At 73.1% G+C, this 23,346-nt stretch carries 18 protein-coding genes; 11 read left to right on the forward strand and 7 right to left on the reverse strand.

Translation table 11 applies throughout. From position 1 onward, the window contains the following. Positions 1–5: 5 nt before the first annotated feature. Both pspM and HNR68_RS09815 read left to right on the forward strand, forming a co-directional pair. Complete coding sequence (gene pspM / locus HNR68_RS09810; protein WP_179719719.1) at positions 6–824, forward strand: phage shock envelope stress response protein PspM; 819 nt, start codon at positions 6–8, stop codon at positions 822–824. A gap of 151 nt (positions 825–975) precedes the next feature. Next, positions 976–2,253 (forward strand): solute carrier family 23 protein, encoded by a 1,278-nt coding sequence (locus tag HNR68_RS09815; RefSeq protein ID WP_179719721.1) that lies wholly within the window; start codon positions 976–978, stop codon positions 2,251–2,253. A gap of 140 nt (positions 2,254–2,393) precedes the next feature. Here HNR68_RS09815 and HNR68_RS09820 read toward each other — a convergent pair whose 3' ends face one another. Both HNR68_RS09820 and HNR68_RS09825 read right to left on the reverse strand, forming a co-directional pair. After that, entirely contained in the window at positions 2,394–3,173 is a 780-nt protein-coding gene (locus tag HNR68_RS09820; RefSeq protein WP_179719722.1) for a DNA-formamidopyrimidine glycosylase family protein, read from the reverse strand. A 48-nt stretch (positions 3,174–3,221) separates the two neighbouring features. Next, the gene (locus tag HNR68_RS09825; RefSeq protein ID WP_179719724.1) at positions 3,222–4,052 is read right to left on the reverse strand and encodes an AAA family ATPase; all 831 of its coding nucleotides are present in this window, start codon (positions 4,050–4,052) and stop codon (positions 3,222–3,224) included. A gap of 174 nt (positions 4,053–4,226) precedes the next feature. On the opposite strand from HNR68_RS09825, the gene HNR68_RS09830 reads away from it, so the two are divergent. Next, positions 4,227–4,952 carry a class I SAM-dependent methyltransferase gene (locus tag HNR68_RS09830; RefSeq protein ID WP_179719726.1) on the forward strand — a complete coding sequence of 242 codons (726 nt, stop codon included), beginning with the start codon at positions 4,227–4,229 and terminating at the stop codon, positions 4,950–4,952. A gap of 293 nt (positions 4,953–5,245) precedes the next feature. Beyond that, the gene (locus HNR68_RS09835; RefSeq protein ID WP_179719728.1) at positions 5,246–5,662 is read left to right on the forward strand and encodes a DUF3040 domain-containing protein; all 417 of its coding nucleotides are present in this window, start codon (positions 5,246–5,248) and stop codon (positions 5,660–5,662) included. Positions 5,663–5,812: 150 nt separating this feature from the next. On the opposite strand, the gene HNR68_RS09840 is transcribed toward HNR68_RS09835, so the two are convergent. From HNR68_RS09840 to HNR68_RS09850, 3 genes are read right to left on the reverse strand one after another with little or no spacing between them, the layout of a single operon-like run. Then, positions 5,813–8,056, reverse strand: coding sequence for a transglutaminase TgpA family protein (locus tag HNR68_RS09840; RefSeq protein ID WP_343050036.1), 2,244 nt, complete (start codon positions 8,054–8,056; stop codon positions 5,813–5,815). Continuing rightward, complete coding sequence (locus HNR68_RS09845) at positions 8,053–9,300, reverse strand: DUF58 domain-containing protein (protein WP_179719730.1); 1,248 nt, start codon at positions 9,298–9,300, stop codon at positions 8,053–8,055. Before HNR68_RS09845 ends, HNR68_RS09840 begins: the two co-directional genes overlap by 4 nt. Positions 9,301–9,302: 2 nt before the next feature. Further along, positions 9,303–10,313, reverse strand: coding sequence for an AAA family ATPase (locus HNR68_RS09850; RefSeq protein WP_218888903.1), 1,011 nt, complete (start codon positions 10,311–10,313; stop codon positions 9,303–9,305). A gap of 615 nt (positions 10,314–10,928) precedes the next feature. Between HNR68_RS09850 and mraZ the strand changes: the two genes are divergently transcribed. The 4 genes from mraZ to HNR68_RS09870 all read left to right on the forward strand — a co-directional run bounded on the left by mraZ (position 10,929) and on the right by HNR68_RS09870 (position 15,351). Beyond that, on the forward strand, positions 10,929–11,360 hold the full coding sequence (gene mraZ / locus HNR68_RS09855; RefSeq protein ID WP_179719734.1) for a division/cell wall cluster transcriptional repressor MraZ: 432 nt from the start codon (positions 10,929–10,931) through the stop codon (positions 11,358–11,360). Between the two features lie 295 nt (positions 11,361–11,655). Then, on the forward strand, positions 11,656–12,642 hold the full coding sequence (gene rsmH, locus HNR68_RS09860; protein WP_179719736.1) for a 16S rRNA (cytosine(1402)-N(4))-methyltransferase RsmH: 987 nt from the start codon (positions 11,656–11,658) through the stop codon (positions 12,640–12,642). A 109-nt stretch (positions 12,643–12,751) separates the two neighbouring features. Further along, positions 12,752–13,495 (forward strand): cell division protein FtsL, encoded by a 744-nt coding sequence (gene ftsL, locus HNR68_RS09865; RefSeq protein WP_179719738.1) that lies wholly within the window; start codon positions 12,752–12,754, stop codon positions 13,493–13,495. Then, positions 13,495–15,351 (forward strand): peptidoglycan D,D-transpeptidase FtsI family protein, encoded by a 1,857-nt coding sequence (locus HNR68_RS09870; RefSeq protein WP_179719740.1) that lies wholly within the window; start codon positions 13,495–13,497, stop codon positions 15,349–15,351. Before ftsL ends, HNR68_RS09870 begins: the two co-directional genes overlap by 1 nt. Positions 15,352–15,456: 105 nt before the next feature. Here HNR68_RS09870 and HNR68_RS09875 read toward each other — a convergent pair whose 3' ends face one another. Further along, the gene (locus tag HNR68_RS09875; RefSeq protein ID WP_343050037.1) at positions 15,457–16,755 is read right to left on the reverse strand and encodes an MFS transporter; all 1,299 of its coding nucleotides are present in this window, start codon (positions 16,753–16,755) and stop codon (positions 15,457–15,459) included. Between the two features lie 208 nt (positions 16,756–16,963). Here HNR68_RS09875 and HNR68_RS09880 point away from each other — a divergent pair, with 208 nt between their 5' ends. Then, on the forward strand, positions 16,964–18,676 hold the full coding sequence (locus HNR68_RS09880) for an IlvD/Edd family dehydratase (RefSeq protein ID WP_179719742.1): 1,713 nt from the start codon (positions 16,964–16,966) through the stop codon (positions 18,674–18,676). Between the two features lie 64 nt (positions 18,677–18,740). Here HNR68_RS09880 and HNR68_RS09885 read toward each other — a convergent pair whose 3' ends face one another. Then, complete coding sequence (locus tag HNR68_RS09885; protein WP_343050038.1) at positions 18,741–19,235, reverse strand: CHAP domain-containing protein; 495 nt, start codon at positions 19,233–19,235, stop codon at positions 18,741–18,743. Positions 19,236–19,824: 589 nt separating this feature from the next. Between HNR68_RS09885 and HNR68_RS09890 the strand changes: the two genes are divergently transcribed. Then, positions 19,825–21,051 carry an IS30 family transposase gene (locus tag HNR68_RS09890; protein ID WP_425502848.1) on the forward strand — a complete coding sequence of 409 codons (1,227 nt, stop codon included), beginning with the start codon at positions 19,825–19,827 and terminating at the stop codon, positions 21,049–21,051. Positions 21,052–21,688: 637 nt separating this feature from the next. Next, entirely contained in the window at positions 21,689–23,332 is a 1,644-nt protein-coding gene (locus tag HNR68_RS09895) for a UDP-N-acetylmuramoyl-L-alanyl-D-glutamate--2,6-diaminopimelate ligase (RefSeq protein ID WP_179719744.1), read from the forward strand. Positions 23,333–23,346 lie beyond the last annotated feature (14 nt).

Below are 23,346 nucleotides of genomic sequence, written 5' to 3' on the forward strand. Positions count from 1 at the left end.
CCAGGGTGAGGTCGTCCCGCAAGCAGGAGCTGACGCAGCTGGGCGAGGCCGCTCTCGAACAACTGCGTGGCCCGGTGCTGACCGAGGTGCGTCGGAAGATCGCCCGGTGGCGGGACCCGCGGGCGCGGGCGATCCGGCAGCGCAGGCGGGCCAAGCGGACCGCGACGGGCGGTGCGGCGACCGCCGGTGTGTTCGGCGCCGGGGCGGTGACCTCCGCGTCGGTGCCGCAGCTGTGGGCGTGGGCCGACTCGGCCGGTGTGTTCCTGCAGGACGTGACGACGTTCGGACTCGGTGGCCTCGCCGTGCTCGGCGGGGCCACCGCCGTGCGGGCCGGGGTGAAGTACCGGCGGCTCAAGCGGACACCGCTGCCGGAGGCGCCGCCGGAACCGGTCCCGCTGCCGCCGTCCAGCTCGGCCGCGCGGGCACCGATGCAGCGGCTGCGCGACGCCGAGGCCACCCTGTACCGCGCGCTGGAGCAGCTGAAGGCGGTGGGCGCGGGCAGCGCCGCCGCGGACGCGCGCGTGACCGCGGACAGCACGGCCGCGGAGCTGCGGCGCGGCGCGGACCGGCTGGTCGCCGTGGAGGCGGCGATCCCGCACGCCCCGGCGGCGGACAAGGCCGCGTTGCGCGCGGACGTCGAGCGGCTCCGGGCGGAGCTGGACGAGGGTGTCGACGGGTACGGCGCGCTGGTGGCGGCTGCGGGTCGGGCCGTCGCGGCCAGCGGGGCGCCGGAGCAGAAGCACCTGTTGCAGGACGCGACAGACCGGTTGGCCGGGTTGGCGGACGGGCTGCGGGAGCTGCTCGGACCGGAGGGGCGTCGTTAGCCTCCCGCATCCTCCCGCGACACCGCATCACTGCAGGTAGTGGTGGTTCTCCTGGTGCGCGTCTTGATTGTGCGATGCGAAATAGTAATCTTTCCTCATCATCACAGGCCGTGATTTGAGACCCGCCTGATCGGGTGGTTGGGGGAACGACGTGGCGTTGTGGACCGTGCACGGCAACGGTCGACGCCCGGTGCCCGATGCGGTCGTCGCCTCCGAGGAGCGGTTGAGCTGGCCGCTGACCATCGGCTTCGGTGCGCAGCACCTGCTGGCGATGTTCGGCACCACGACGCTGGTCCCGCTGCTCACCGGCTTCCCCGCGAGCACCACCCTGCTGCTGTCCGGCCTGGGGACCATGCTGTTCCTGCTGGTCACCCGCAACCGCGTGCCCAGCTACCTGGGTGCTTCGGTGGCCTTCGTGGTGCCGCTGAACGCCGCGGCGAACGAGGCCGGCGCGAGCCCGGCCGCGCTGCTCGGCGGCATCGTGGTGGTCGGCGTCGTGGTGTTCAGCGTCGGCGTGGCGGTCAAGGCGCTGGGCGTGCGCCTGCTGGAGTCGGCGATGCCGCCGGTGGTGACCGGGGCGATCATCCTGATGATCGGGTTGAGCCTCGCCCCGCAGTCGGTGTCCTCCTTCGACCAGCAGCGGGTGCCCGCCGCGCTGACCCTGGTCACGGTCGTGCTGCTGGTCGTGGTCAGCCGGGGCATGGCGGCGCGGGTCGCGGTGCTGGTCGGCGTGCTCGTCGGCTGGTGCTACGCGGCGCTGACCGGTCAGCTCGTGCCGGAGCGCCTCGCGGAGCTCGCCGACGCGCCCTGGATCGGCCTGCCACAGCTCATCGCGCCCCAGCTGCACGTCGCGGTGATGCCGTTCGTGCTGCCGCTGGTGATCGTGCTGGTCGCCGAGCACGTGGCGCACCTCAAGGCGGTGGCGGCGATGAGCGGCCGCGACCTCGACCCGCACGTGGGCGACGCGCTGATCGGCGGCGGGCTGGCGACCACGCTGTCCGGCGCGGCGGGCGGGTCGTCGTTGAGCAGCTACGCGCCCAACGTCGGGGTGATGGCGGCGACGCGGGTGTACTCCACGGCGGCGTGCATGGTCGCTGCGGTGGTCGCGGTGGTGCTGTCGTTCTCGCCGAAGCTGACGGCCCTGCTCAACACCATCCCGATGGGGGTGCTCGGCGGGGCGACGCTGGTGCTGTTCGGGATGCTGGCGCTGGTGGGCGTGCGGATCTGGCTGGACGCCCGCACGGACTTCACCGACCCGGTCAACCTGGTGGTGCTGGGCACCGCGGTGATCGCCGGGGTGGGCGACCTGACGCTGCACGTCGGCGACCTGCGGGTGACCGGCATCGTGTGGGGCTCGGTGGGCATCGTCCTGGTCTACCCGCTGCTGCGCTACATCGCCGACGTCCGAGACGGCCGCCGCGAACCCTGACGCCGCCCCCTCCGACTGACGCCGGGGCCACGCCGGACCTCCTCCGCTCGCGGTCCACGGCGCGCCTTCACTGGAGACCAGACGTCCGACTTCCCCCGGAACCGCGCCCGCCCGGCGGGTGGTGGCGCTGGGGCGCGGGGTCAGGGTTGGCAGCGGGGGCAGTGGTAGGTGACGCGGGCTTCGACGTCCTCGCCCTGGTCGGTGCGGCGGATCCGGGTGCCGCAGCGCAGGCACGTCCGGCGGCCGTACACCCAGTGCTCGGAGCCGCGGCGCGTGCTGCCCGTCGTGGACTGCTCCGGGCGCCAGGCGTTGCGCAGCAGCAGGTCCCGGCACAACCGCACCGCGCGGGCCGCGTCCACCTCGGACACCGGCGTCCACGGCGACCGCCCCAGCAGGAAGCACACCTCGACCCGGTACATGTTGCCGACGCCGGCCATCACCCGCTGGTCCAGCAGCGCGAGGCCGATCTCCCGCTCCGGCTCGGCGGTGAGCCGCCGCAGCGCCTCCGCCTCGTGCTCCTCGCCCCAGTCCGGGTCGAGCAGGTCGGGACCGAGGTGGCCGACCACCTCCGACTCCGCCGAGGTCGGCAGCCACCGCAGGTCGTGCAGGTTGAACCCGACCGCGACGCGCTGGTCCGTCGCCAGCACCGCCCGGGCCTGGTGCCCCGGGCGCCGCCACCGCGCGCCGGGGGAGTAGAGGTGCCAGGAGCCGTCCATGCGCAGGTGGTTGTGCAGGGTGTGGCCGTCGTCGAAGCGGACCAGCAGGTGCTTGCCGGCGGGCCGCACCTCCCGCACCCGGCGTCCGGCCAGGTCCAGCGCGGACAGCCGGGGGTGGCGCAGTTCGCCGCGGGTCAGCACCTGCCCGGCCAGCGCCTCGTGCAGCCGGTGGCAGGTGAGGAAGACCGTGTCGCCTTCGGGCACGGTCCGATCATCCCTCGCCCGCGAGCCCGGTGCCGGGGCCGAGCCGGCTCAGGCCTCCTCGTCGACCAGCTCCTCGTCCTCCTCCGCGCGGCGCTGCCGTCCGGCGCGCAGCGTGCGGGCGAGGATCAGGTTGAACGCCAGCGCCACCTCCCGCGCGCCGGGCGTGCCCCACTGGTGGATCGGCATGCACGCCCCCTGGGCCTGCTGCACGGCCAGGCGGTCGGGCAGCGCGACGGGCAGCACCAGCGGGCCGAAGATCTCGCGCAGCTCCTCGATGCGGAACTGGTGCTCGTGCGACCGCGGCCGGACCCGGTTCACGATGACGCCGAGCGGCTGGAGGTCGGGGTTGGTGGACTCCCGCTCGGCCTGCACGGCCTCGAAGGCGCGCTGCACGCCGGACACCGCGAAGATCGTCGGCTCGGTCACCAGCAGGGCGCGGTCGGCCGCGACCAGCGCCGACCGGGTCAGCCGGCCGAGCGAGGGCGGGCAGTCCAGCAGGACCAGCTGGTAGGGCAGCTCGCCCTCGGAGATCAGGCTGTCCAGTTCGGACAGCGCGGTGGTCAGCCGGGACAGGTGCTTCTCGTCGTGGTCGCCGTTGTGGCTCTCGGCGTCCTCGGAGCCGACCAGGACGTCGACCTCCTCGCCCCACGAGCTGCCGGTCACGGACTGCCGCAGCACCTCCGGGCTCGGGTCGGCGAGCACGTCGCTGAGCCCCTTGGTGGTCTGCTCAGGTTCCAGGCACGAGGTCGCGTTGCACTGCGGGTCGAGGTCGACGACCAGGGTCCGGACGCCGCGACGCATGGCGGCCGAGGCGAGACCGAGCACCACGGTCGTCTTGCCCACGCCGCCCTTGAGGCTCAGCACTGCCACGGTCTGCACGCCCGTAGCCTACGGAATTCGGGGCCATCTCAGAACGCATCCCGGGACATCCATCGCTCGAGCCCCTCGCGCGCCGCACCGGCACAGCGGCACCAGCCGTCGCGCGCGGACCGCGCCGAGGTGATCGCCACGTCCGGTGAGAGGCCGTTCCGACCGGCCATTACGCTGCTAGCCATGAGATCCGACGCCGTCCACCAGGTGCTGGAAGCCGAGCTCGCCGACGCCCGACGGCGGCGCGGTGGGGAACCGCCGCGCGTGCTCGACGTCGGCGGGGGCAGCGGTGTGTGGGCGGTGCCGCTGGCCTCCGCGGGCTGCGCGGTGACGGTGGTGGACCCCAGCCCGAACGCGCTGGCCACGCTCCAGCGGCGGGCGGACGACGCCGGGGCGGCCGACCGGATCACCCCGCTGCAGGGCGACACCGACGCGTTGGCGGCGCTGAGCCCGGAGGGCGGCGCGGACCTGGTGCTCGCGCACGGCCTGCTGGAGGTCGTCGACGACGTCGCCGCCGCGGTCTCCGCGCTCGTCGCGGCCACGGCGCCGGGCGGTGCGGTGTCGGTCCTGGTCGCCAACCGCTACGCGGCGGTCATCGGGCGGGCGCTGGCCGGGCGGGTCTCCGACGCGCTGCGGCTGGTCCAGGACCCCGACGGCCGGCTCGACGCCGCCTCGGACACGCTCCAGCGGCGCTTCGACGCCGAGGAGCTCGAACGCGTGCTCACCGCGGGCGGTCTCGAGGTCGAGCTGGTCCAGGGGCAGGCGGTGCTCAGCGACCTGGTGCCCGGTTCGGTGCTGGACAACAACCCGCGGGCGGCCGAGGAGATGGCGGAGCTGGAGCGGCTCGCGGCCGTGCGGCCGCCGCTCCGCGACATCGCCACCCGCCTGCACGCGATCGCCCGCGCCTGACCACGCACCACCCGGGGTGACCGGCGCTCCACCGGGTCGGGGATGCACCCGCTCCACGATCGGGTGAAGTGGGGCTGCGGTCCTCGCAGAACGGCACGCGACCGGCGATCACTGCCCCGAGGGGATGATGTCGGAAACCTCGCACGGCGACCTGTCAGGACCGGGTAGTCCTCGCGTCGCGGGAACCGTATCCTCGGAGGTGACGCCCCCAAGCGTTCGCCGGTCCCCAACCAGGGTGAGTCGTTCATCCCGGTCTCCGGCGCCACTGAGACCCCTGTGCCGGAGGAGGAGTCATGCCACTCTCCGAGCACGAGCAGCGACAGCTCGAACAGATCGAGCGCGCGCTCTACGCCGAGGACCCCAAGTTCGTCTCCACCGTGCGCGGAGGACGCCTGCACCGCCCGTCCCGACGCAGGCGGATGCAAGGCATCGCCGTCTTCGCGCTGGGGTTGGCCTTGCTGGTCGTCGGTGCGGTGATCCCGGCCTTGCGTCCGGCGGAGATCCCCGTGTTGAGCGTGGTCGGCTTCCTCGTGATGTTCGGTGGAGCAGTGATGGTCCTGACCGCGCTGCGCGGCGGCGATGACATGGACCCCGCGCCGGAGGACGGCAGCGGCGGGCGGTCGCCCAAGCGGGGCCCGAACCGCAGCGCCGGACGGGGCTCCTTCACCCAGCGCATGGAAGAGCGCTTCCGCAAGCGCTTCGAGCAGTAGACGACCTCTCTCGACGATCGCCGCCAGGTGGGCACCTGGCGGCGATCGTCGTGCGCGCCCGCGGTCGCCGACAGCGTCGGTCGAGTGCGGAGCGCCTGCGCCCGGGGGCTGCCGTGCGCCGGCTGGCGCGGCGCCCGCCTGGCCGCCGGCCTAGCGGAACGAGGACAGGACCGAGCGCGGGAACAGGCGGGAGCGCAGGTCCAGGGGGGCGGCGCGGCGCAGGCTGTCCAGCACCCCGTGCAGCACCTCCGGCAGCGAGCCCTCCGGCTCGGTCCCCGGCGGGGCGTACCACTCGCGCTCCACCGCGGTCACCAGCTTCCGCATGGCCTTCGCCCCGGACTCGTCCAGACCGTGGTGCTCGAGCAGCCGGGTGGCGACCTGCCGGGCCGTGTCCGTCGGCGCCGGGCGCGCCCCGCGGTCCCGGAACTCGTCGAGCACCTCCCGCCAGGCCAGCCCGGCCGCGCCCGCGGCTCCGCCGGCGACCGCGCGCAACCGCTGCCGCCGCCGCACCTCCCGCACCACGCCGGGAACCGCCAGCACCACGAGCGCGACGACCAGCACGCCCAGGACCACCGGCCACGGGTCGCCCTGCTCGGTTTCGCGCGGGTCCACGGGCGCGGCACCGGTGGTGTCCTCGTCCGGGCGCTCGTGCCCCGGCGTCGGTCCCGCGGTCGACGGCGTGCTCGGCTCGTCCTGCCCGGGCACCGGGGCCGGCAGCTGGGCCGGGCTCAGCTCGTCGTCCAGGTACTGCGGCAGCGCGGTCCGGCCGTCGCCCAGCGGCGTCGGGTCGAAGGTCTGCCAGCCCCAGCCGGGGAAGTAGGCCTCCACCCAGGCGTGCGCGTCCTCCGTGGTGATCACCCGCTCGTCGCCGTCCCGGTAGCCCGCGGTGAACCCGATGGCCACCCGGGACGGGATGCCGACGGTGCGCAGCAGCGCCGCCATGGACGAGGCGTACTGCTCGCAGAACCCGCGCTTGCCCCGGAACAGGAACTCCGTCAGGGCGTCCCCGCCGCCGCCCGGGGCGGTCCGCAGGTCGTAGCGGAACCCGTTGCTGGGGTCGGTGAAGTACCGGTTGAGCGCCACCGCCTTGTCGAAGGCGGTGGGGGAGTCCGCGGTCAGCCGCCGGGCCAGGTCGGCGACCTGCGGCGGGATGCCGGTGGTGTCGAGGTACTCCGGCGCCACCCGCAGCGGGCCGTGCGCCTCGCGCAGCTGCTCCGGGGTCGGCTTCGGCAGCACCAGCTGCTCGACGTAGGGGCGGCTCTCCTGGTTGGTCTGGGTGAACACGATCCCGGCGGCCGGGTCGTAGCGCCAGTTCACGCCCATCCCGGACAGGAAGCGCGGCACGCCGAACACCGGCAGCCACGGGTCCCGGTAGCCGACGGGCTCGACCTCGACCCGCTGGGCGTCGCCCTCGGCGATGTCGGTGCCCTCGGGCAGCGGCAGCTCGGCGTTGGCCTCGACGCCCTGCGTCAGGCCCTCCAGCTCCCACCCGCGCTCCGGGTTGAACCTCCGCAGCGTCAGCGCGCGCAGGTAGGTCGGTTCCCGCAGGCCGCGGACGCGGAACAGCTCCACCTCCTGGCCCCGGTCGAGCTGGCCGCGCAGCGAGGTGAACGGCTGCAACCCGATCCCCTCGGTGCCGCCGAACTGCTCGGGCACCGAGCCGGGCAGGCGCCCCTCCGTGCCGACCCCGGTGAACACCGCACCGGTGAGCAGCGCGATCACCCCGGCCGTCCCGACCACCGACGCGGTCGCGGGGCCGAACAGCGCGCGCGTCACCTGCGCGCGGTCCTCGCGGCTGCGCCACCGGCGGTGCTGGCCGCCCGTGGCCAGCACCAGGGCGAAGCCCGCGCCGCCCGCGACGAAGGTCCACCACGGCAGCATGGCGTCGGCCAGCGACGCCGGGATGGCGAACACGCACAGCAGCAGCAACCCGCTGACCGCGGGGCTGCGCAGCCCCACCACGATGAGGTCGACGACCACCACGACCACGCCCAGCCCCAGGCACACCAGGGCCTGCAGCGGCGGTTCGGCGGGCACCGGCGGGACACCGGTGCGCACCACCTCGGCGGCACCGGTCAGCAGCCGGCCCAGCTCGCGGACCGCGGCCGGACCGGGCAGCAGGCCGAGCACCGCGCTCTCGGTGAACTGGACGGTGAGCATGACCAGCACCCCGGCCAGCTGGGCGGTGGCGGTGGCGCTCGCCGGCCAGCGCACCCGGCGCCCCAGCACCCCGATCGCCACGACGGCGGCGGTGGTGAGCAGGGCGGGGAACACCCACCGGCCGTCGGCCAGCACGCCGGCGAACGCCGTGGACGCGCACAGCACCGAGAGCGCGGCGGCCGCCGTCGCCACCAGCGAGGTGTCGACGGCCGCCGTCATCCGGTGCTCGGTCACGACAGCACCTCCGACTCCGGTGCGGTGGTCTCCCGGCACAGCTGCTGCCAGACGGCGCCGATCGAGGCGTGCGGGCCGTCGGCGACGACCGCGGTCCAGCCCGCGGCCCGCAGCCGCCGCGCGGTCAGGTGCGGGTCGTAGCCGACGCCCTCGCCGTTCCAAGCGCGGACGTCGAGCAGCACCGCGAGGCTCCGCGTCTCCGGCGGCCGCATCTTGGTCAGCTCGTCCACCGCCGCCGCAGTGGTCTCACCGAGCACGGCGATGAGCTCCTGGCCGGCGCCGGGGTCGCGGCTGAACACCAGGTCGCGCTGCGGCGACGGGCGCACCCCGGCCAGCGCGTCCAGCACCGCGTCGTCGTAGCCGTCGGCGGAGGACTCCGCCCCGCTGGCCAGCTGCGCGCAGTCCTCGGTGGTGACCTGCACCTGCTGGCCGTGCTGGTGCAGGTGCAGGCAGATGCTGGCCACCGCGGAGACCGCCCACTCCAGGCTGCTGCGCGCACCGCTGCCGCGGTGCGCCGCCGAGCGCCGGTCGAGCAGCACGGTGACCCCCGCGTGCCAGGGCCGTTCCTCGACGCGCACCATCAGCTCGTCGCGGCGCGCGGTGGACTTCCAGTGCACCCGGCGGATGTCGTCGCCGTGCCGGTACTGGCGCACCACCGCGTCGTCCTCGCCGTGCCCGGCGCGCAGCCGCGTCGCGCCGTCCTCGCCGGTGCCCAGCCCGGACCCGGCGGGCAGCCCGGTGAGCGGCACGTGGTGCGGCACCGCGACGAGCCTGCTGCGACCGGCGAGCTCCCGCTCGAACTCGGCCAGCCCGAAGGGGTCGTGGACGTGGGTGCGCAGCGGTCCGATGTGGTGGATGCCGCGCAGCGCCGGGGACACCGGGTACGCCAGGACCGTGCCGCCGTGCTTGGGCACCGAGTCCAACCGGGACCGGTGGCGCCCGCCGAGCGCGTGGGGCGTGCCGTCCTCCAGCAGCAGCCCGCCGAGGGGCAGGCGGCCGGTGGCGGTGACGTGCAGCCGGACGGTCGCCTCACCGCCGACCGGGACGCGGGGCGGCACCACCTCGCGCCGGGCGGCGACGCCGAACCGGGTGCGGCTGGTCAGCAGCAGCGCCAGCAGCGGCAGCGCGATGACGAAGGCCGCGACCCGCAGCAGGTCGCGCTCGTCCAGCACCAGCGCGCAGATGCCAGCGGCCACGCCCGCCGCCAACAGGCAGCGCCCGCGGATGGTCAGGCCGGACAGCATCCTTACCCGCGTTCACGCTCGGTGTCGCCGCGCGGTACCGGGGTCCGGTCGAGCAGCTGGCGGACCAGGTCGGTGGTCGAGCGCCGCGCGGCGCGGGCCTCACTGGTCAGCACCAGCCGGTGCGCCAGCACCGGGATCGCGACCGCCTGGACGTCGTCGGGGATGGTGAACCCGCGCCCGGCGAGCGCGGCCTGCGCGCGGGCGGCCCGCACCAGCTGCAGCGTCGACCGGGGCGAGGCGCCCAGGCGCAGCTCGGTCAGCTGGCGGGTGCCTGCCACCAGGTCCACCGCGTAGCGGCGGACCTCGGTGGAGACGTGCACCTGGCGCACGGCTTGCACCAGGCCGTGGACCTCGGCCGCGTCGGCCACCGGGCGCAGGTCCGCCAGCGGGTCGTGGCCCGCGTGCTCGTCGACCATCGCCAGCTCCGCCTTGGGGTCCGGGTAGCCGATCGAGACCCGGGTGGTGAACCGGTCGCGCTGCGCCTCCGGCAGCGCGTAGGTGCCCTCCATCTCGACCGGGTTCTGGGTGGCGATGACCATGAACGGCGAGCTCAGCGGGTAGGTGTCGCCGTCGACGGTGACCTGCCGCTCCTCCATGCACTCCAGCAGCGCGGACTGCGTCTTGGGCGAGGCGCGGTTGATCTCGTCGCCGACCACGACGTTGGCGAACACCGGGCCGGGGCGGAACTCGAAGCTCTCGGTGCGCCGGTTGTACACCGACACCCCGGTGATGTCGCTGGGCAGCAGGTCGGGGGTGAACTGGATGCGGCTGACCGTGCAGTCGATCGAGCGGGCCAGCGCCTTGGCCAGCGAGGTCTTGCCGACCCCGGGCACGTCCTCGACCAGCAGGTGCCCCTCGGCGAGCAGGGTGACCAGCGCCAGCCGCACCACCTCGGGCTTGCCCACCAGCACCTGCTCGACGTTCGCCGCGATGCGCTGGATGGTGGCGTGCAGCTGGTCCACGCCGGGCGTCTCCGGCGCGTCACCGGTACCGGTCGTCGGGGCACCGGACAACTCGGCTCTGGGCGTCACGCCACCTCCTGCTCGTCGCGGCGCCCGGGTCCGCCCGAGCGGGGTTCCGCTGCCACACCCGCGGAGCGCCCGCACCGGCGGTGAGCGCGCGGGTGTCGCTCACGACGCCTCCGGTGCTCTGCGGGCAACCCGCGCCCGGTCGTCGGCCGTCGGCCGGCCCGGGCTGCGTGCAGGTGCAGTGTGCCAAACCGGGGACTCCCGGCGGGACACCCGCACCGATCCCCCCACTCCTCCCCACGGGTCGCGCCGCGGCCGGGGTCGGGCTGGGCGGGCACTGAGCATAACCGCGTACCCGAAGGGGTTGATCACGGTTCGCGACGGTTCCTCCCCCCACTTCGACCCCACCCGCTGTGACCTGCGAAAACGCTGCCGGGAAGTGCGGGTGGGGCAGGGCGTTCCGTGTTGACGGTGGGATGAAGTGGGGTAGTGTGGGGGAAGGTGGGGCAAACGGGGGTCCTGCTGCTCCTGCCGGCCACGTGACCGGTGGGAGTCCGGCCCGGGTGGCAGGCCCGGGTCCTCGTCGGGGTCGCAGCGCAGCTGCGGCGAGGTCCGGGGCCGCGGGGACGGGCGGCTCGGCGGGCGGGGAGGTGGACCGGGATGTTCCTCGGCACCCATCACCCGAAGCTCGACGACAAGGGGCGCTTGACGCTGCCGGCGAAGTACCGGGACGCACTGGCAGGGGGGCTGATGGTCACCAAGGGACAGGACCACTGCCTCTACGTGTTCCCGCGCGACGAGTTCGAGCAGATGGCGCGCAAGGTCGCCGAGGCCCCGTTCACCAACGAGGCGGTCCGCGCCTACCAGCGCTACCTGTTCGCCGGGACCGACGAGCAGGAGCCCGACGGGCAGGGCCGGATCAAGATCGCGACGGAGCTGCGGCGCTACGCCGGGCTGACCAAGGAGTGCGTGGTCATCGGCGCGATCAACCGGCTCGAGATCTGGCAGGCGGAGAGGTGGCAGAGCTACCTCGAGGAGCACGAGGAGGGCTATGCGCAGGCGCGTGAGGAGGTGTTGCCGGGCGTCTTCTGACCGGTGCGGGCGTTGACGGCGGGACTTCGGGCCTCGTGAGGCCTCGGTCCGCTCGGCTTTCGCAGGCCTGGTGCATCTTCCCCGGCACCAGGACGCGACGGGCGGGCGGGGACCTGACGGGATCCGGACGTCCACACGAGACACTGGGACACCAGACCATGTCCACGCCGGACCCCGGCACCGCCGAGCCCCGGAGCGGGCCGGCAATACCGACATCGCCACGCGCGGGCCTGCGGGCCCGCGCGTGCCGGTTGGCGGAGCTCGACGGGACGGCACGCGGGAGGGAGGGGCCGCCGTGGCCGAACAGCGGTATGACGAGGGCGGGTCCGCCCGCGACAAGCACGTTCCGGTGCTGCTGGACCGGACGCTGGAGCTGCTGGAGCCGGCGCTGTCCCGCGAGGGTGCGGTGGTCGTCGACGCCACGCTCGGCATGGGCGGGCACGCCGAGGCGATGCTGGCCGCGCACCCGGGGCTGACGCTGGTCGGCCTGGACCGCGACCCGGACGCCCTGCGGTTGGCGGGGGAGCGGCTCGCGCCCCACGCCTCGCGGACCCACCTGGTGCACGCGGTGTACGACCAGTGGGCCGAGGTGCTGGCCGACCTCGGGCTGTCCGAGGTGGACGCCGCGCTGTTCGACCTCGGGGTCTCCTCGCTGCAGCTGGACGAGGCCGAGCGCGGGTTCGCCTACGCCCAGGACGCCCCGCTGGACATGCGGATGGACCCCAGCGCGCCGCGCACCGCGGCGGACGTGCTCAACACCTACTCCGCGGAGGAGCTCGCGCGGGTGCTGCGCACCTACGGCGAGGAGCGGTTCGCGAACAAGATCGCCGGCGCCATCGTCCGGGAGCGGCAGAAGGAGCCGTTCGCCACCAGCGCGCGGCTGGTGCAGCTGCTCTACGACACGGTGCCCGCGGCCAGCCGGCGCACCGGGGGCCACCCGGCCAAGCGCACCTTCCAGGCGCTGCGCATCGAGGTCAACGCCGAGCTCGACGTGCTGGAGCGGGCGCTGCCCGCGGCGCTGGACTCGCTGGCGGTCGGCGGCCGGATCGTGGTGATGTCGTACCACTCGCTGGAGGACCGGATGGTCAAGCGCACCCTCGCGGAGCGGGTGAAGTCGCGCACCCCGGTCGACCTGCCGGTGGAACTGCCCGGGCACGGGCCGGAGTTCCGCCTGCTCACCCGAGGCGCCGAGGTCGCCGGGGAGCAGGAGGTCGAGGACAACCCGAGAGCTGCGTCGGTGCGGTTGCGCGCCGCGGAGCGGATCGGCAGGGGGACGACGTGAGCGGCGGGGGACGCGAGCGCCGCGCGGCCGGCAGCCCGGCGAGGGGTGCCGGCGGGCGCGTGCTGCGCGGGGCACCGGCGCGGGCGTCCGCAGACGAACAGGAGGCGGCATGACAGCACCTGCACGCGCCGGGAAGTCCGCATCGCGCTCCGACAAGCGCGCGCAACAGGCCGCCGGGAAGGGCACGACCGGGGGCGGCACGCGGTCCGGGACCAAGGCGGACAAGCCGCGGGCGCGGTCCGCTGCGGCGGAACGCGCCTACGCGCGCCGCGAGGAGCGGCGGGAGCGGTCGACGCGGGAACCGTCGGTGCGGCGGCCGCGCCAGGTCCGCAGCGGCGCGGAGGACCGGCGGCCCACCTCGGCGAAGCCGAAGACCCGCGCCAAGCAGCTGCAGGAGAAGGTGGCGCTCGCGCGGCTGCCGCTGGTGGTCGTGGTGATGACGGTGCTGGCCGTCGGGCTCGCCGCGACGCTGTGGCTGTCCATCGCCGCGGTCAGCGGCAGCTACCAGCTGCAGCACGGTGAGGCCGAGATCGCCAGCCTCAACGAGCGCCGCGAGCAGCTGCTGCGCGAGGTGAGCACGCTGGACTCGCCACCGGTGATCCAGCGGCGCGCGGTGGAAGAGCTCGGCATGGTTCCCGGGCCGACCCCGGCGCACCTGGTCATGCAGCCGGACGGCACCGTGCTCGTGGTCGGCGATCCGGAGAAGGCGACGGCACCGCCGCCCCCGCCGCCCCCGCCGGCCCCGCCCGCGGAGCAGCCGCCCGCGGAGCAGCCGCAGGACCAGCTCGCGCAGCAGGGCCCGCCGCCGGCGCAGGCGGGTGAGCGGCCACCGGCCGCTGCGGGAGGACGTTGATGGCCCGGAGGTCGACCAGGCTCATCCGCGGCCGCACCGCGCGCACCAACGTCGCCGGCAGCAACCGGCGGCTGCGCGTGGGGCGGCTGCTGATGGTGCTCGCCTTGGTGCTCACCAGCGTGAAGCTGGTGCAGGTCCAGGGGTTCCAGGCCAGCGCGCTGTCCGAGAAGGCGTTGCAGCAGCGGCTGGACCGCTCGGTCATCCCGGCCGAGCGCGGGTCCATCGTGGACCGCAACGGCAACGTGCTCGCCTTCAGCAGCGAGGCGCGGCAGCTCTACGCGAACCCGCGCCTGCTCGACCGGGAGTTCGCGGAGCAGCACGCCAAGGACCCCAGCAAGCCCACGCCCGCGGAGTACAAGCAGGAGATCGCGCGCTTCATCGCGCAGGAGCTGCCGGGGGTGATCACCGAGCAGGAGGTGCTCGACGCGCTGTTCCGCGACGTCGGGTTCACCTACTTCGGCCCCAAGATCGACCCGGGCAAGGCGCGGGAGATCACCGAGCGGTACCCGCAGATCGGCTCGGAGTACCAGGCCACCCGCGAGTACCCCGGCGGGAACCTGGCCGCGAACATCATCGGCGCGGCGAACTGGCGCAAGGACGAGGTGCCGGGCAAGCTGCGCGGCCAGATCGGCCTGGAGTTCTCGTTGGACTCGGTGCTGGCCGGCAAGGACGGCCAGCAGGTCTCCGACACCGCGCTGGACGGGGACCTGGTCATCCCCGGCACGCGCGAGCTGCAACCGGCCGTCCCGGGCTCCGACGTGGAGCTGACCATCGACTCCGACGTGCAGTTCATGCTGCAGCGCGAGCTCGCCGACTACGCGCGCGAGGCGAAGGCGAAGAACGCCAGCGCCGTGGTGCTGGACGCCAAGACCGGTGAGGTCTACGCGCTGGCCAACGACAAGACCTTCGACCCGAACGGCTCCTGGGCCGAGAACACCGGGAACCCGGCGGTGACCACCCCGTACGAACCGGGTTCGGTGGCCAAGCTGATCACCGCCGCCGGGGCGATCGAGGACGGTGTCGTCAAGCCCGACACGGTGCTGCAGGTGCCGGGCAGCATCAAGGTCGCCGACCGCACGGTGGGCGACGCGTGGTCGCACGGCACGGTGCCGATGACGTTCACCGGGGTGCTGGGCAAGTCCTCCAACGTCGGCACCCTCATGGTGGCGCAGCAGCTCGGCGAGCAGCGGTGGTACGACTTCGCCCGCAGCTTCGGGCTGGGCCAGCGCACGGGCGTCGGGCTCCCCGGGGAGAGCGCGGGTGTGCTGCCGCCGCCCGACGAGTGGTCCGGTTCGTCGTTCGGCAACCTGCCCATCGGCCAGGGCTTCTCGCTGACCGTGCTGCAGATGGCCAGCATGTACCAGGCGATCGCCAACGACGGGGTGCGGGTGCCGCCGCGGATCATCTCCGCGGAGATCGGCCCGGACGGCAAGCGGGTGGAGCGTCCCCGTCCGGGGGGCGTGCGGGTGGTCAGCCCGGAGACCGCGCGCACCGTCAAGGACATGCTGCGGTCGGTGGTGCAGGACGCCCCGCAGCCGAACCGCGGCACCGGTTCGGCCGCGGCGCTGGCCGGTTACCAGGTCTCGGGCAAGACCGGCACGGCCCAGCAGTACGACCCGGCGTGCAAGTGCTACAGCAACTCGAAGCACTGGATCACCTTCGCGGGCATCGTCCCGGCGGACAGCCCCCGCTTCGTGATCGGCCTGATGCTGGACCGCCCGGCCTACGGGACCCAGCAGGGCTCGTCCGCGGCGCCGCTGTTCCACAACATCGCGTCCTTCCTCACCCAGCGCTACCAGCTGCAGATGTCCCGGGAACCCGCCCCGTTCCAGGTCCTCCAGCTCCCGGCCCCCTGAGCCGGTGGGCGGTGTTGCGGCACCGCCTCCCAGACCCGAACACGCCCCCGCCGCGCCCGGGACTGTCGCCCGGAACGCGGCGGGGGCGCGGCTGTTCTCCGGTGCTCAGGCGCGGGAGCGGGAGAGGGTGAGGAAGAGGCCCGCCGCAGCGAGGCCGCACAGGGCCAGCAGGTACAGGCCCGCGGTGTCGGAGTCGAGGGTGTGCTCGACCCAGTTCTTCGCCACCGGGGCGACGAACCCGCCCAGGTTGCCCAGCGAGTTGATCAGGCCGATGCCCGCGGCCGCCGCCGTCCCGGTCAGGTAGGCCGCCGGGAACGTCCAGAACACCGGCTGCACCGAGATGTAGCCCGCCGCCGCCACCGACAGCCCGGCGATCGCCAGCACCGGGTTGGCGAAGTAGGCGGAGGCCGCGATGCCGATCGAGCCGCCGGCCACGCAGGCCGCCGCGACGAACCGCTTCTTCGGCTGCGACACCCGGTCGGCCCTGGTGGAGACCGCGATGTTGGTCAGCAGCGCGATGGTCCACGGGATGGCCGTCACCAGCCCGACGAGCAGCCCGACCTCGCTGCCCACCGCGTCGGCCACCTGCGTCGGCAGGTAGAAGGTCATGCCGTACACGCTGCACTGGATGAGGAAGTAGATCAGGCAGAAGTACAGCACCTTCGGGTCCACCAGGGCGGCCATCAGCCGGTGCGGGCTGTGCTCCCGCTTGGCCTCGGCCTCCCGGTCGACCGCGTCCTGCAGGGCGGTGCGCTCGTCCGGGGTGAGCCACCGGGCCTCGGCGGGCTTGTTGTCCAGGTAGAAGAACGCCCAGACGCCGACCACGCAGGCGATCAGGCCCTCCACGGCGAACATCCACTGCCAGCCGAGGATCCCGGCCACGCCGTCGAGCTCCAGCAGGATCCCGGACAGCGGCCCGCCGAGCACCGAGGCGAGCGGGATGCCGAAGTAGAACACCGCGTTGCAGCGCGAGCGGTAGGCGTGCGGGACCCAGTGGGTGATGAACAGGATGACGCCGGGGAAGAACCCGGCCTCGGCCACGCCGAGCAGGAAGCGCAGCAGGTAGAACAGGAACTCGCTGTTCACCAGCGCCATCGCGGCGGAGATCAGGCCCCAGGTGACCATGATCCGGCACATCCACCAGCGGGCGCCGACCTTCACCATGATGAGGTTGCTGGGCACTTCGAACAGCGCGTAGCCGACGAAGAACAGCCCGGCGCCGAGCGCGTAGGCGGCTTCGGAGATGCCCGCGTGCGCCTGGAACGCCTCCTTGGCGAAGCCGATGTTGACGCGGTCCAGGAACGCGATGACGTACATGAAGAACAGGAACGGCATCAGGCGGACCATGACCCGCCGGACCGCCGTGGTCAGCGCCGCGTCGGACGCGCGTTCGCCGGTGTGCACCCTGCCTCCTCGTCGAGGTGGTGGATCGTTCGAGATGTCGGACACTGTCCGTGATGTGGGCCACGAGCCTAGGCCGTGGTGTGACGCTCGTCAATGACCATCTCGTTCGGGATGCCAACCGACGTTCGAAATCGCGGATGAACTGTTGCGCGCCGAGGATCGAACTGGTTCGCTCGGAACGACGGCCAGACACGCACGAGGAGGGCGCATGCCGCGGCGCAGCGCGAGTTGGTTCGGAGCGCACGGCAGGGCGGGGATGACCGCCCGGTCCTGGGTCAAGAACCAGGGGTACAGCGACGAGGTCTTCGACGGGCGACCGGTCATCGGCATCGGCACCACGTGGTCCGAGCTGGCCCCCTGCAACGCCCACCAGCAACGGATCGCCGAGGCGGTCAAGCGCGGGGTGTGGCAGGCGGGCGGGTTCCCGCTGGAGTTCCCCAACATGGCGTTGGGCGAGACGCTGATGCGTCCGACCACGATGCTCTACCGCAACCTGCTGGCGATGCAGGCCGAGGAGACCATCCGCGCCAACCCGCTGGACGGCGTCGTGCTGCTCTCCGGCTGCGACAAGACCACGCCCGGCCTGCTCATGGCCGCGGCCAGCGTCGACCTGCCCGCCGTCATGCTCACCGGCGGGCCGATGCTCAACGGCAAGTACCGGGGCACCGACATCGGTTCCGGGACGGCCGTGTGGCAGGCCGAGGCCGACCTGGTGGCGGGGCGGATCACGCAGGAGGAGTGCTACTTCATCGAGGGCTGCATGTCCCGCTCCAACGGGCACTGCATGACCATGGGCACCGCCTCCACCATGGCCTGCATCGTGGAGGCGCTGGGCATGCAGCTGCCGTACGCGGCGTCCTGGCCGGCGGTCGACGCCCGCCGCTACGCCACGGCGCAGCGCACCGGCCAGCGCATCGTCGAGATGGTGCAGGAGGACCTCAAGCCCTCCGACGTGCTCACCCGCGAGGCGTTCCGCAACGCCATCCGCGCCAACGCGGCCATCGGCGGGTCGACCAACGCGGTCGTGCACCTCATCGCGATCGCCAAGCGGGTCGGGGTGGAGCTGACCGTCGACGACTTCGACACCGACACCCGCGAGGTGCCGACGCTGGTGAACCTGCAGCCCAGCGGCAAGTTCCTCATGGAGGACTTCTGCTACGCGGGCGGGCTGCCCGCCGTGCTGAAGGAGCTCGGCGACCTGGTGGAGCGCGACGCCATCACCGTCACGGGTCGTTCGATGGGCGAGAACATCGCCGACGCCGAGGTGCACAACCGCGAGGTGATCACCTCGTTCGACGAGCCCTTCCAGCCGGTCGGCACCGGGACCGCGGTGCTGCGCGGGTCGCTGGCGCCCGGCGGTGCGGTGGTCAAGCAGTCGGCGGCCTCGGAGCGGCTGCTGGTGCACCGCGGACCGGCGATGGTGTTCGAGGACGTCGACGAGTACTACGCCGTCTGCAAGGACGACGACCTCGACGTGGACGAGAACACCGTGCTGATCGTCCGCAACGCGGGGCCGAAGGGCTACCCCGGCATGCCGGAGGTGGCCAACGTGCCGGTGCCGAAGAAGGTGCAGGACCGCGGTTTCGACGACATCGTGCGCATCTCCGACGGCCGGATGAGCGGGACCGCGTACGGCACGGTGATCCTGCACGTCACCCCGGAAGCGGCGGCGGGCGGTCCGCTGGCCTTCGTCCGCACCGGCGACATCATCAGCATCGACGTGCCGAACCGCCGCCTGGACCTGGAGGTCCCGGAGGAGGAGCTGGAGCGGCGCCGGGCGGAGTGGGCGACGCCGGAGAACCCGTACGACCGCGGCTACCAGCGCCTGTACTACGACCACGTGCTGCAGGCCTCGGACGGCGCGGACCTGGACTTCCTGGTCGGCGGCTCCGGCAGCTACGTGCCCCGCGACGGCCACTGACCGACGAGCGGGCCGCCGCGTTCCGGCGTCGGAGCGCGGCGGCACCGTCCGGAGCGTCGGCGGGTCAGCCGCGGCCCGGGACCTGCGGGTCGCTCCAGCCGAGGTAGTTGGCGTAGTAGGAGAGGTCGTCGGCGTGGCCGATCGCGCCGCCGACGCTGGTGGCGTAGAAGCCGCCCTGGCCGTCGGCGACACCGACGTGGCCGTACTCGCTGGTCTTCCAGTACACGAACGCGCCCTTGGGCGGCGTGGAACCGTCGGTGTGGGCCTTGCCCGCCTCGATCGCGCCGTTCCAGTGCGCGAGGGCGGACGGCCAGACACCCGTGGTGCCGTAGGCGTTCTCGGCGGCCATCTCGCAGTAGCCCTCGTAGGAGCTGTCGCCGATGCGGGCCTGGTACCACTCGAGGGCACCCTGCGGGGTGCCGTCGCCGGGTGAGGCGGCGACCTGGACTGCCTGCGGCGCGGGCTCGGCGACCACGGTCGGGGCAGCGAGCGGGACGAGGGCCAGCGCTGCGCCGACACCGCAGGCACCGACTGATCGAGCGATCCGTCGAAACTTCACGAGAACCTCCCTGGAAGTTGTTGACCGTCAACGACCAGGGGCCACACGCTAGCGATCACTCCCCGCCGGACACCAGGAAAATGCCCTGAACAGCCGCGAGGGGGCCGACGTTCGGCGCACCGTGCTGTGGCGCCCGACTCGGCCGTCTCCCGTTCTCCGCTCCCCGCTCCGGGCTGGACCACTTCGCGGCGGTGGAGCATCGAATGCTCGAGTCGGGAGATCGAGCCAGTTGCTCTGCCGGCTTCCTTCCACGCTTCCTCTGCCTCTTCGGACGGGAATGCTGCGGAAAGGGGCTCTGGTGGGGTGAAGACCGCGGCAGGTCCACGGGTGTCGAACCACCAGGAGTCGTGCTCCAGAGCGGAGCGGCTCCCCATTCTGCCGGTGCTTCGAATTCTGGTGTGGTCTCTTCCCCGGTCACGGTTCACGAATCGAACAGGTGCTGCTCGCAGGGGGTTCTTGGCGAGGTCGCCGCCGATCTCGGTGCAGGTCTCGTCGATCTCCTCGGCGCCCTCTTCGTGATCGATCGTGCTCACGAGTGGTCCTCGGGTTCTAGCGGTGGTTGCAACGCCTGATTTGTTCAGGGGTTGCGGTGTTCGAGATCCGTCAGGACAGGTCGCCTCAGGGGTGTAAGAAGTTGCTTGCTGAGCGCGAGGTCTATTTTGATCTTGTGGCGCGGGGTGTGGGCACGGTTGAGGCATGCCGGATCGTGGGGGTCAGCCGCACGACCGGGTATCGGTGGCGATTCGGCCGACGGGCGGGGCGTGGGACCACGTGTTCTTGCGCCCCGCCGTCACCTCCGGCTCGTGCCCGGCCCGAGGTGTCGTCCCGGTTTTTGTCTCAGGACGAGCGGCTGGTGATCGCTGACCTGCGTCGGGCCGGCCTGGGTGTGCGGGCCATCGCAGGCGAGCTGGGGCGTGATCCTGGCACGATCAGCCGGGAGCTGCGGCGCAACAGTCATCCCGGTAGCGGTGACTACCGGCCCTATGCCGCTCAGGCTCGCGCCGAGGCGCGCCGCGCCCGGCCGAAGACCGGCAAGATCGCCGCCCATCCCGAATTGCGTGAACGGGTGCAGGGCATGCTCGACGACCGGTACAGCCCGGAGCAGATCAGCCATCGGCTGCGCCGGGACCATCCCGACCGCCCGGAGCTGCACGTGACCCACGAGACGATCTACCAGGCCCTTTATGTCCAAGGTCGCGGCGGACTGCGTCGTGAACTGGCCCGGGCGCTGCGCACCGGCCGTACGGTGCGCCGACCCCGCCGGACCACCGAGCAACGCCAGTCCCGCTTCACCGCACCGATGCTGATGATCAGCGACCGCCCGGCCGAGGTCGCGGACCGGGCCGTGCCCGGCCACTGGGAAGGTGACCTGATCCTCGGTGCCGGCGGGGCATCCGCGATCGGCACACTGGTCGAGCGCACCACCCGCTACGTGCTGCTGGTCCACCTGCCAGAACGACACGACGCCGAAACCGTCCGCGACGGCCTCATCACCACCATCCAGACACTGCCCACCCACCTGAAACGGTCCCTGACCTGGGACCAAGGCGCTGAGATGAGCCGCCACCACGAGTTCACCCTCGCCACCAACATCCCGGTCTACTTCTGCGACCCTCACTCGCCCTGGCAACGCGGCAGCAACGAAAACACCAACGGCCTGCTCCGCCAGTACTTCCCCAAAGGCAGCGACCTCTCTGTCCACACCCCCGACGACCTCGCCGCCGTCGCCGCCCAACTCAACCGCCGACCACGCAAAACGCTCGGCTGGGACACCCCAGCCGAGCGCCTGACTAAACTCCTGACCCAAACCAATTGATCAACCGCGTTGCAACGACCCCCCGAAACCGCCGTCCGGAGTGGTCGGCCGGGAACTTCCGCAGGGATTCGTCCACGAGGGGCTGCGCGGAATTCCGCGGACCGCTCCTCGAACCGAGGTGAGTGGTCGATCGCGCCGTCGTCGCGGAGCACTGGCTCTTCCCGCGTGAGGTGCGTCCGGGAATTGCGCCATGTCGCTCATCTGGGGCTGCTGACTCCCTCGTGCCGCAGTGGGACCACCGCACGGCCGACCCCGTCCTGCTGGAAGGCATCGTCGTGTCGCTTCCGGTCCTCGCTGAACCGCGCCGGGCTGGATCACTTCCCCTCGTGGTGGTCGGTCACGCGCACCTCCGGTCCCAGTTCTCCGGCCGCTTCTCGATGTCGGCGAGCAGGCCGGCTGAGACGCCGTGGTGCTCGGAGACGAGGTGGTGGGGGAGGGTGCATCGCGTCGGTTCACACGCCTGGATCACCCGGTCGGCCTGGGCCGGGGCCACACCGACGTCCTGCGCCCTCGCTCCCCCCGGAAACCCGAGCCGGGGGAGGCCTGCTCCACGCCCGGAGCGCTGCGGTCCGGGCGAGCGGCGATTGCGCCGGTCGGCCGAGGCGCTGTTGCGCCGAACGCGCGGGCGCCCATCGGGATGCGGGCGCGAGGGGTACCGGTAGCCTGTCGCGACGTGCCTTCCGCGGTTGCCACAGCTCCGCCGCGCCCGTCCCACGTGGAGCCGGTGGAGATCGAGAGACTCGCCGACCTCGTCGGTGCTCGGGTGCTGCGCGCCCCTGGTCAGGAGGTCGGTGCGGCGCCGGTGACCGGGGCGACGCTGCGTGCCCAGCACGTGCGCCCCGGCGACCTGTTCGCCGCGCTGCCGGGCACCCGCGTGCACGGCGCCGACTTCGCCCAGGACGCGCTGGACGCCGGTGCTGTGGCGGTGCTCACCGACCAGGCCGGGGTGGACCGCGCCGGACTCGCCGAGCACCCGTCCGTCCGCGACGGCAGCGTGTCCGTGCTCGTGCACGACGACCCGCGCGGCGTGCTGGGCGCCGCGTCGGCGCTGGTCTACGGCGACCCGTCCCGCAAGCTGAAGGTCCTCGGCGTCACCGGGACCTCCGGCAAGACCACCACGTCCTACCTGCTGGAGTCCGCGCTGCAGGCCGCCGGGTTCTGCACCGGGCTGGTCGGCACCGTGGAGACCCGCATCGCCGGGGAGCGGCTGGACAGCGCGTTCACCACCCCGGAGGCTCCCGACCTGCAAGCGCTGCTCGCGGTCATGGTCGAGCGCGGGGTCACGTTCGTGCCGATGGAGGTCTCCAGCCACGCCCTGGCCATGGGGCGGGTGTCCGGCACCCGGTTCGCCGTCGGGGGGTTCACCAACCTCTCCCAGGACCACCTGGACTTCCACCGCGACATGGAGGACTACTTCCAGGCCAAGGCGCTGCTGTTCGACGGCCGCGCCGAGCACGAGGTGGTCTGCGTCGACACCGACTGGGGGCGCCGACTGGTCCGCGACGGCACCGTCACGGTGTCCACCACCGGGGACGCCACCTGGTCGGCCACCGACGTGCAGGCCTTCGCCACCGGTGAGCAGACCTTCACCGTGCACGGGCCCGACGACCTCAAGCTGCACGTCCGGCTGCGGCTGCCCGGCCCGTTCAACGTCGCCAACGCGCTGCTGGCGATCGGCGTGCTGCACGCCGCGGGCGTGCCGACCTGGGCGATCGAGCGCGGCCTGGCCGAGGTCGACGTGCCCGGCCGGATGGAGCGGGTCGCGATGGGGCAGGACTTCACCGCCGTCGTGGACTACTCGCACAAGCCGGGCGCCGTGGCCGCGGTGCTCGACGCGGCGCGCGCGCAGGTCGACGGCAAGGTGATCGTCGTGCTCGGGTGCGGCGGCGACCGGGACGTGGCGAAGCGGCCGCTGATGGGCGAGGCCGCGGCCCGCCGCTCGGAGCTGCTCATCGTCACCGACGACAACCCGCGCAGCGAGGACCCCGCGGAGATCCGGGCCGCCATGCTGGCCGGCGCCCGGGAGGTGCCCGCCGCCGAACGCGGCGAAGTGATCGAGATCGGTGACCGGCGCGCCGCCATCGCGGCCGCGGTCGACCGCGCCTCCTCCGGCGACATCGTGGTCGTGGCGGGCAAGGGGCACGAGACCGGACAGGAGGTCGCGGGCGTGGTGCACCCGTTCTCCGACCGGGAGGAACTGGCCGCCGCGCTGCGCCATAGGCTTAGGGGCCCAGAAGGGACCGATGTTCGTCGGGGGCAGGTCAACGAGGAGGCGCCATGAGCCGGAACCACCCG

This window comes from Saccharopolyspora hordei (assembly GCF_013410345.1).
GTDB classification, from domain to species: Bacteria; Actinomycetota; Actinomycetes; order Mycobacteriales; family Pseudonocardiaceae; genus Saccharopolyspora; species Saccharopolyspora hordei.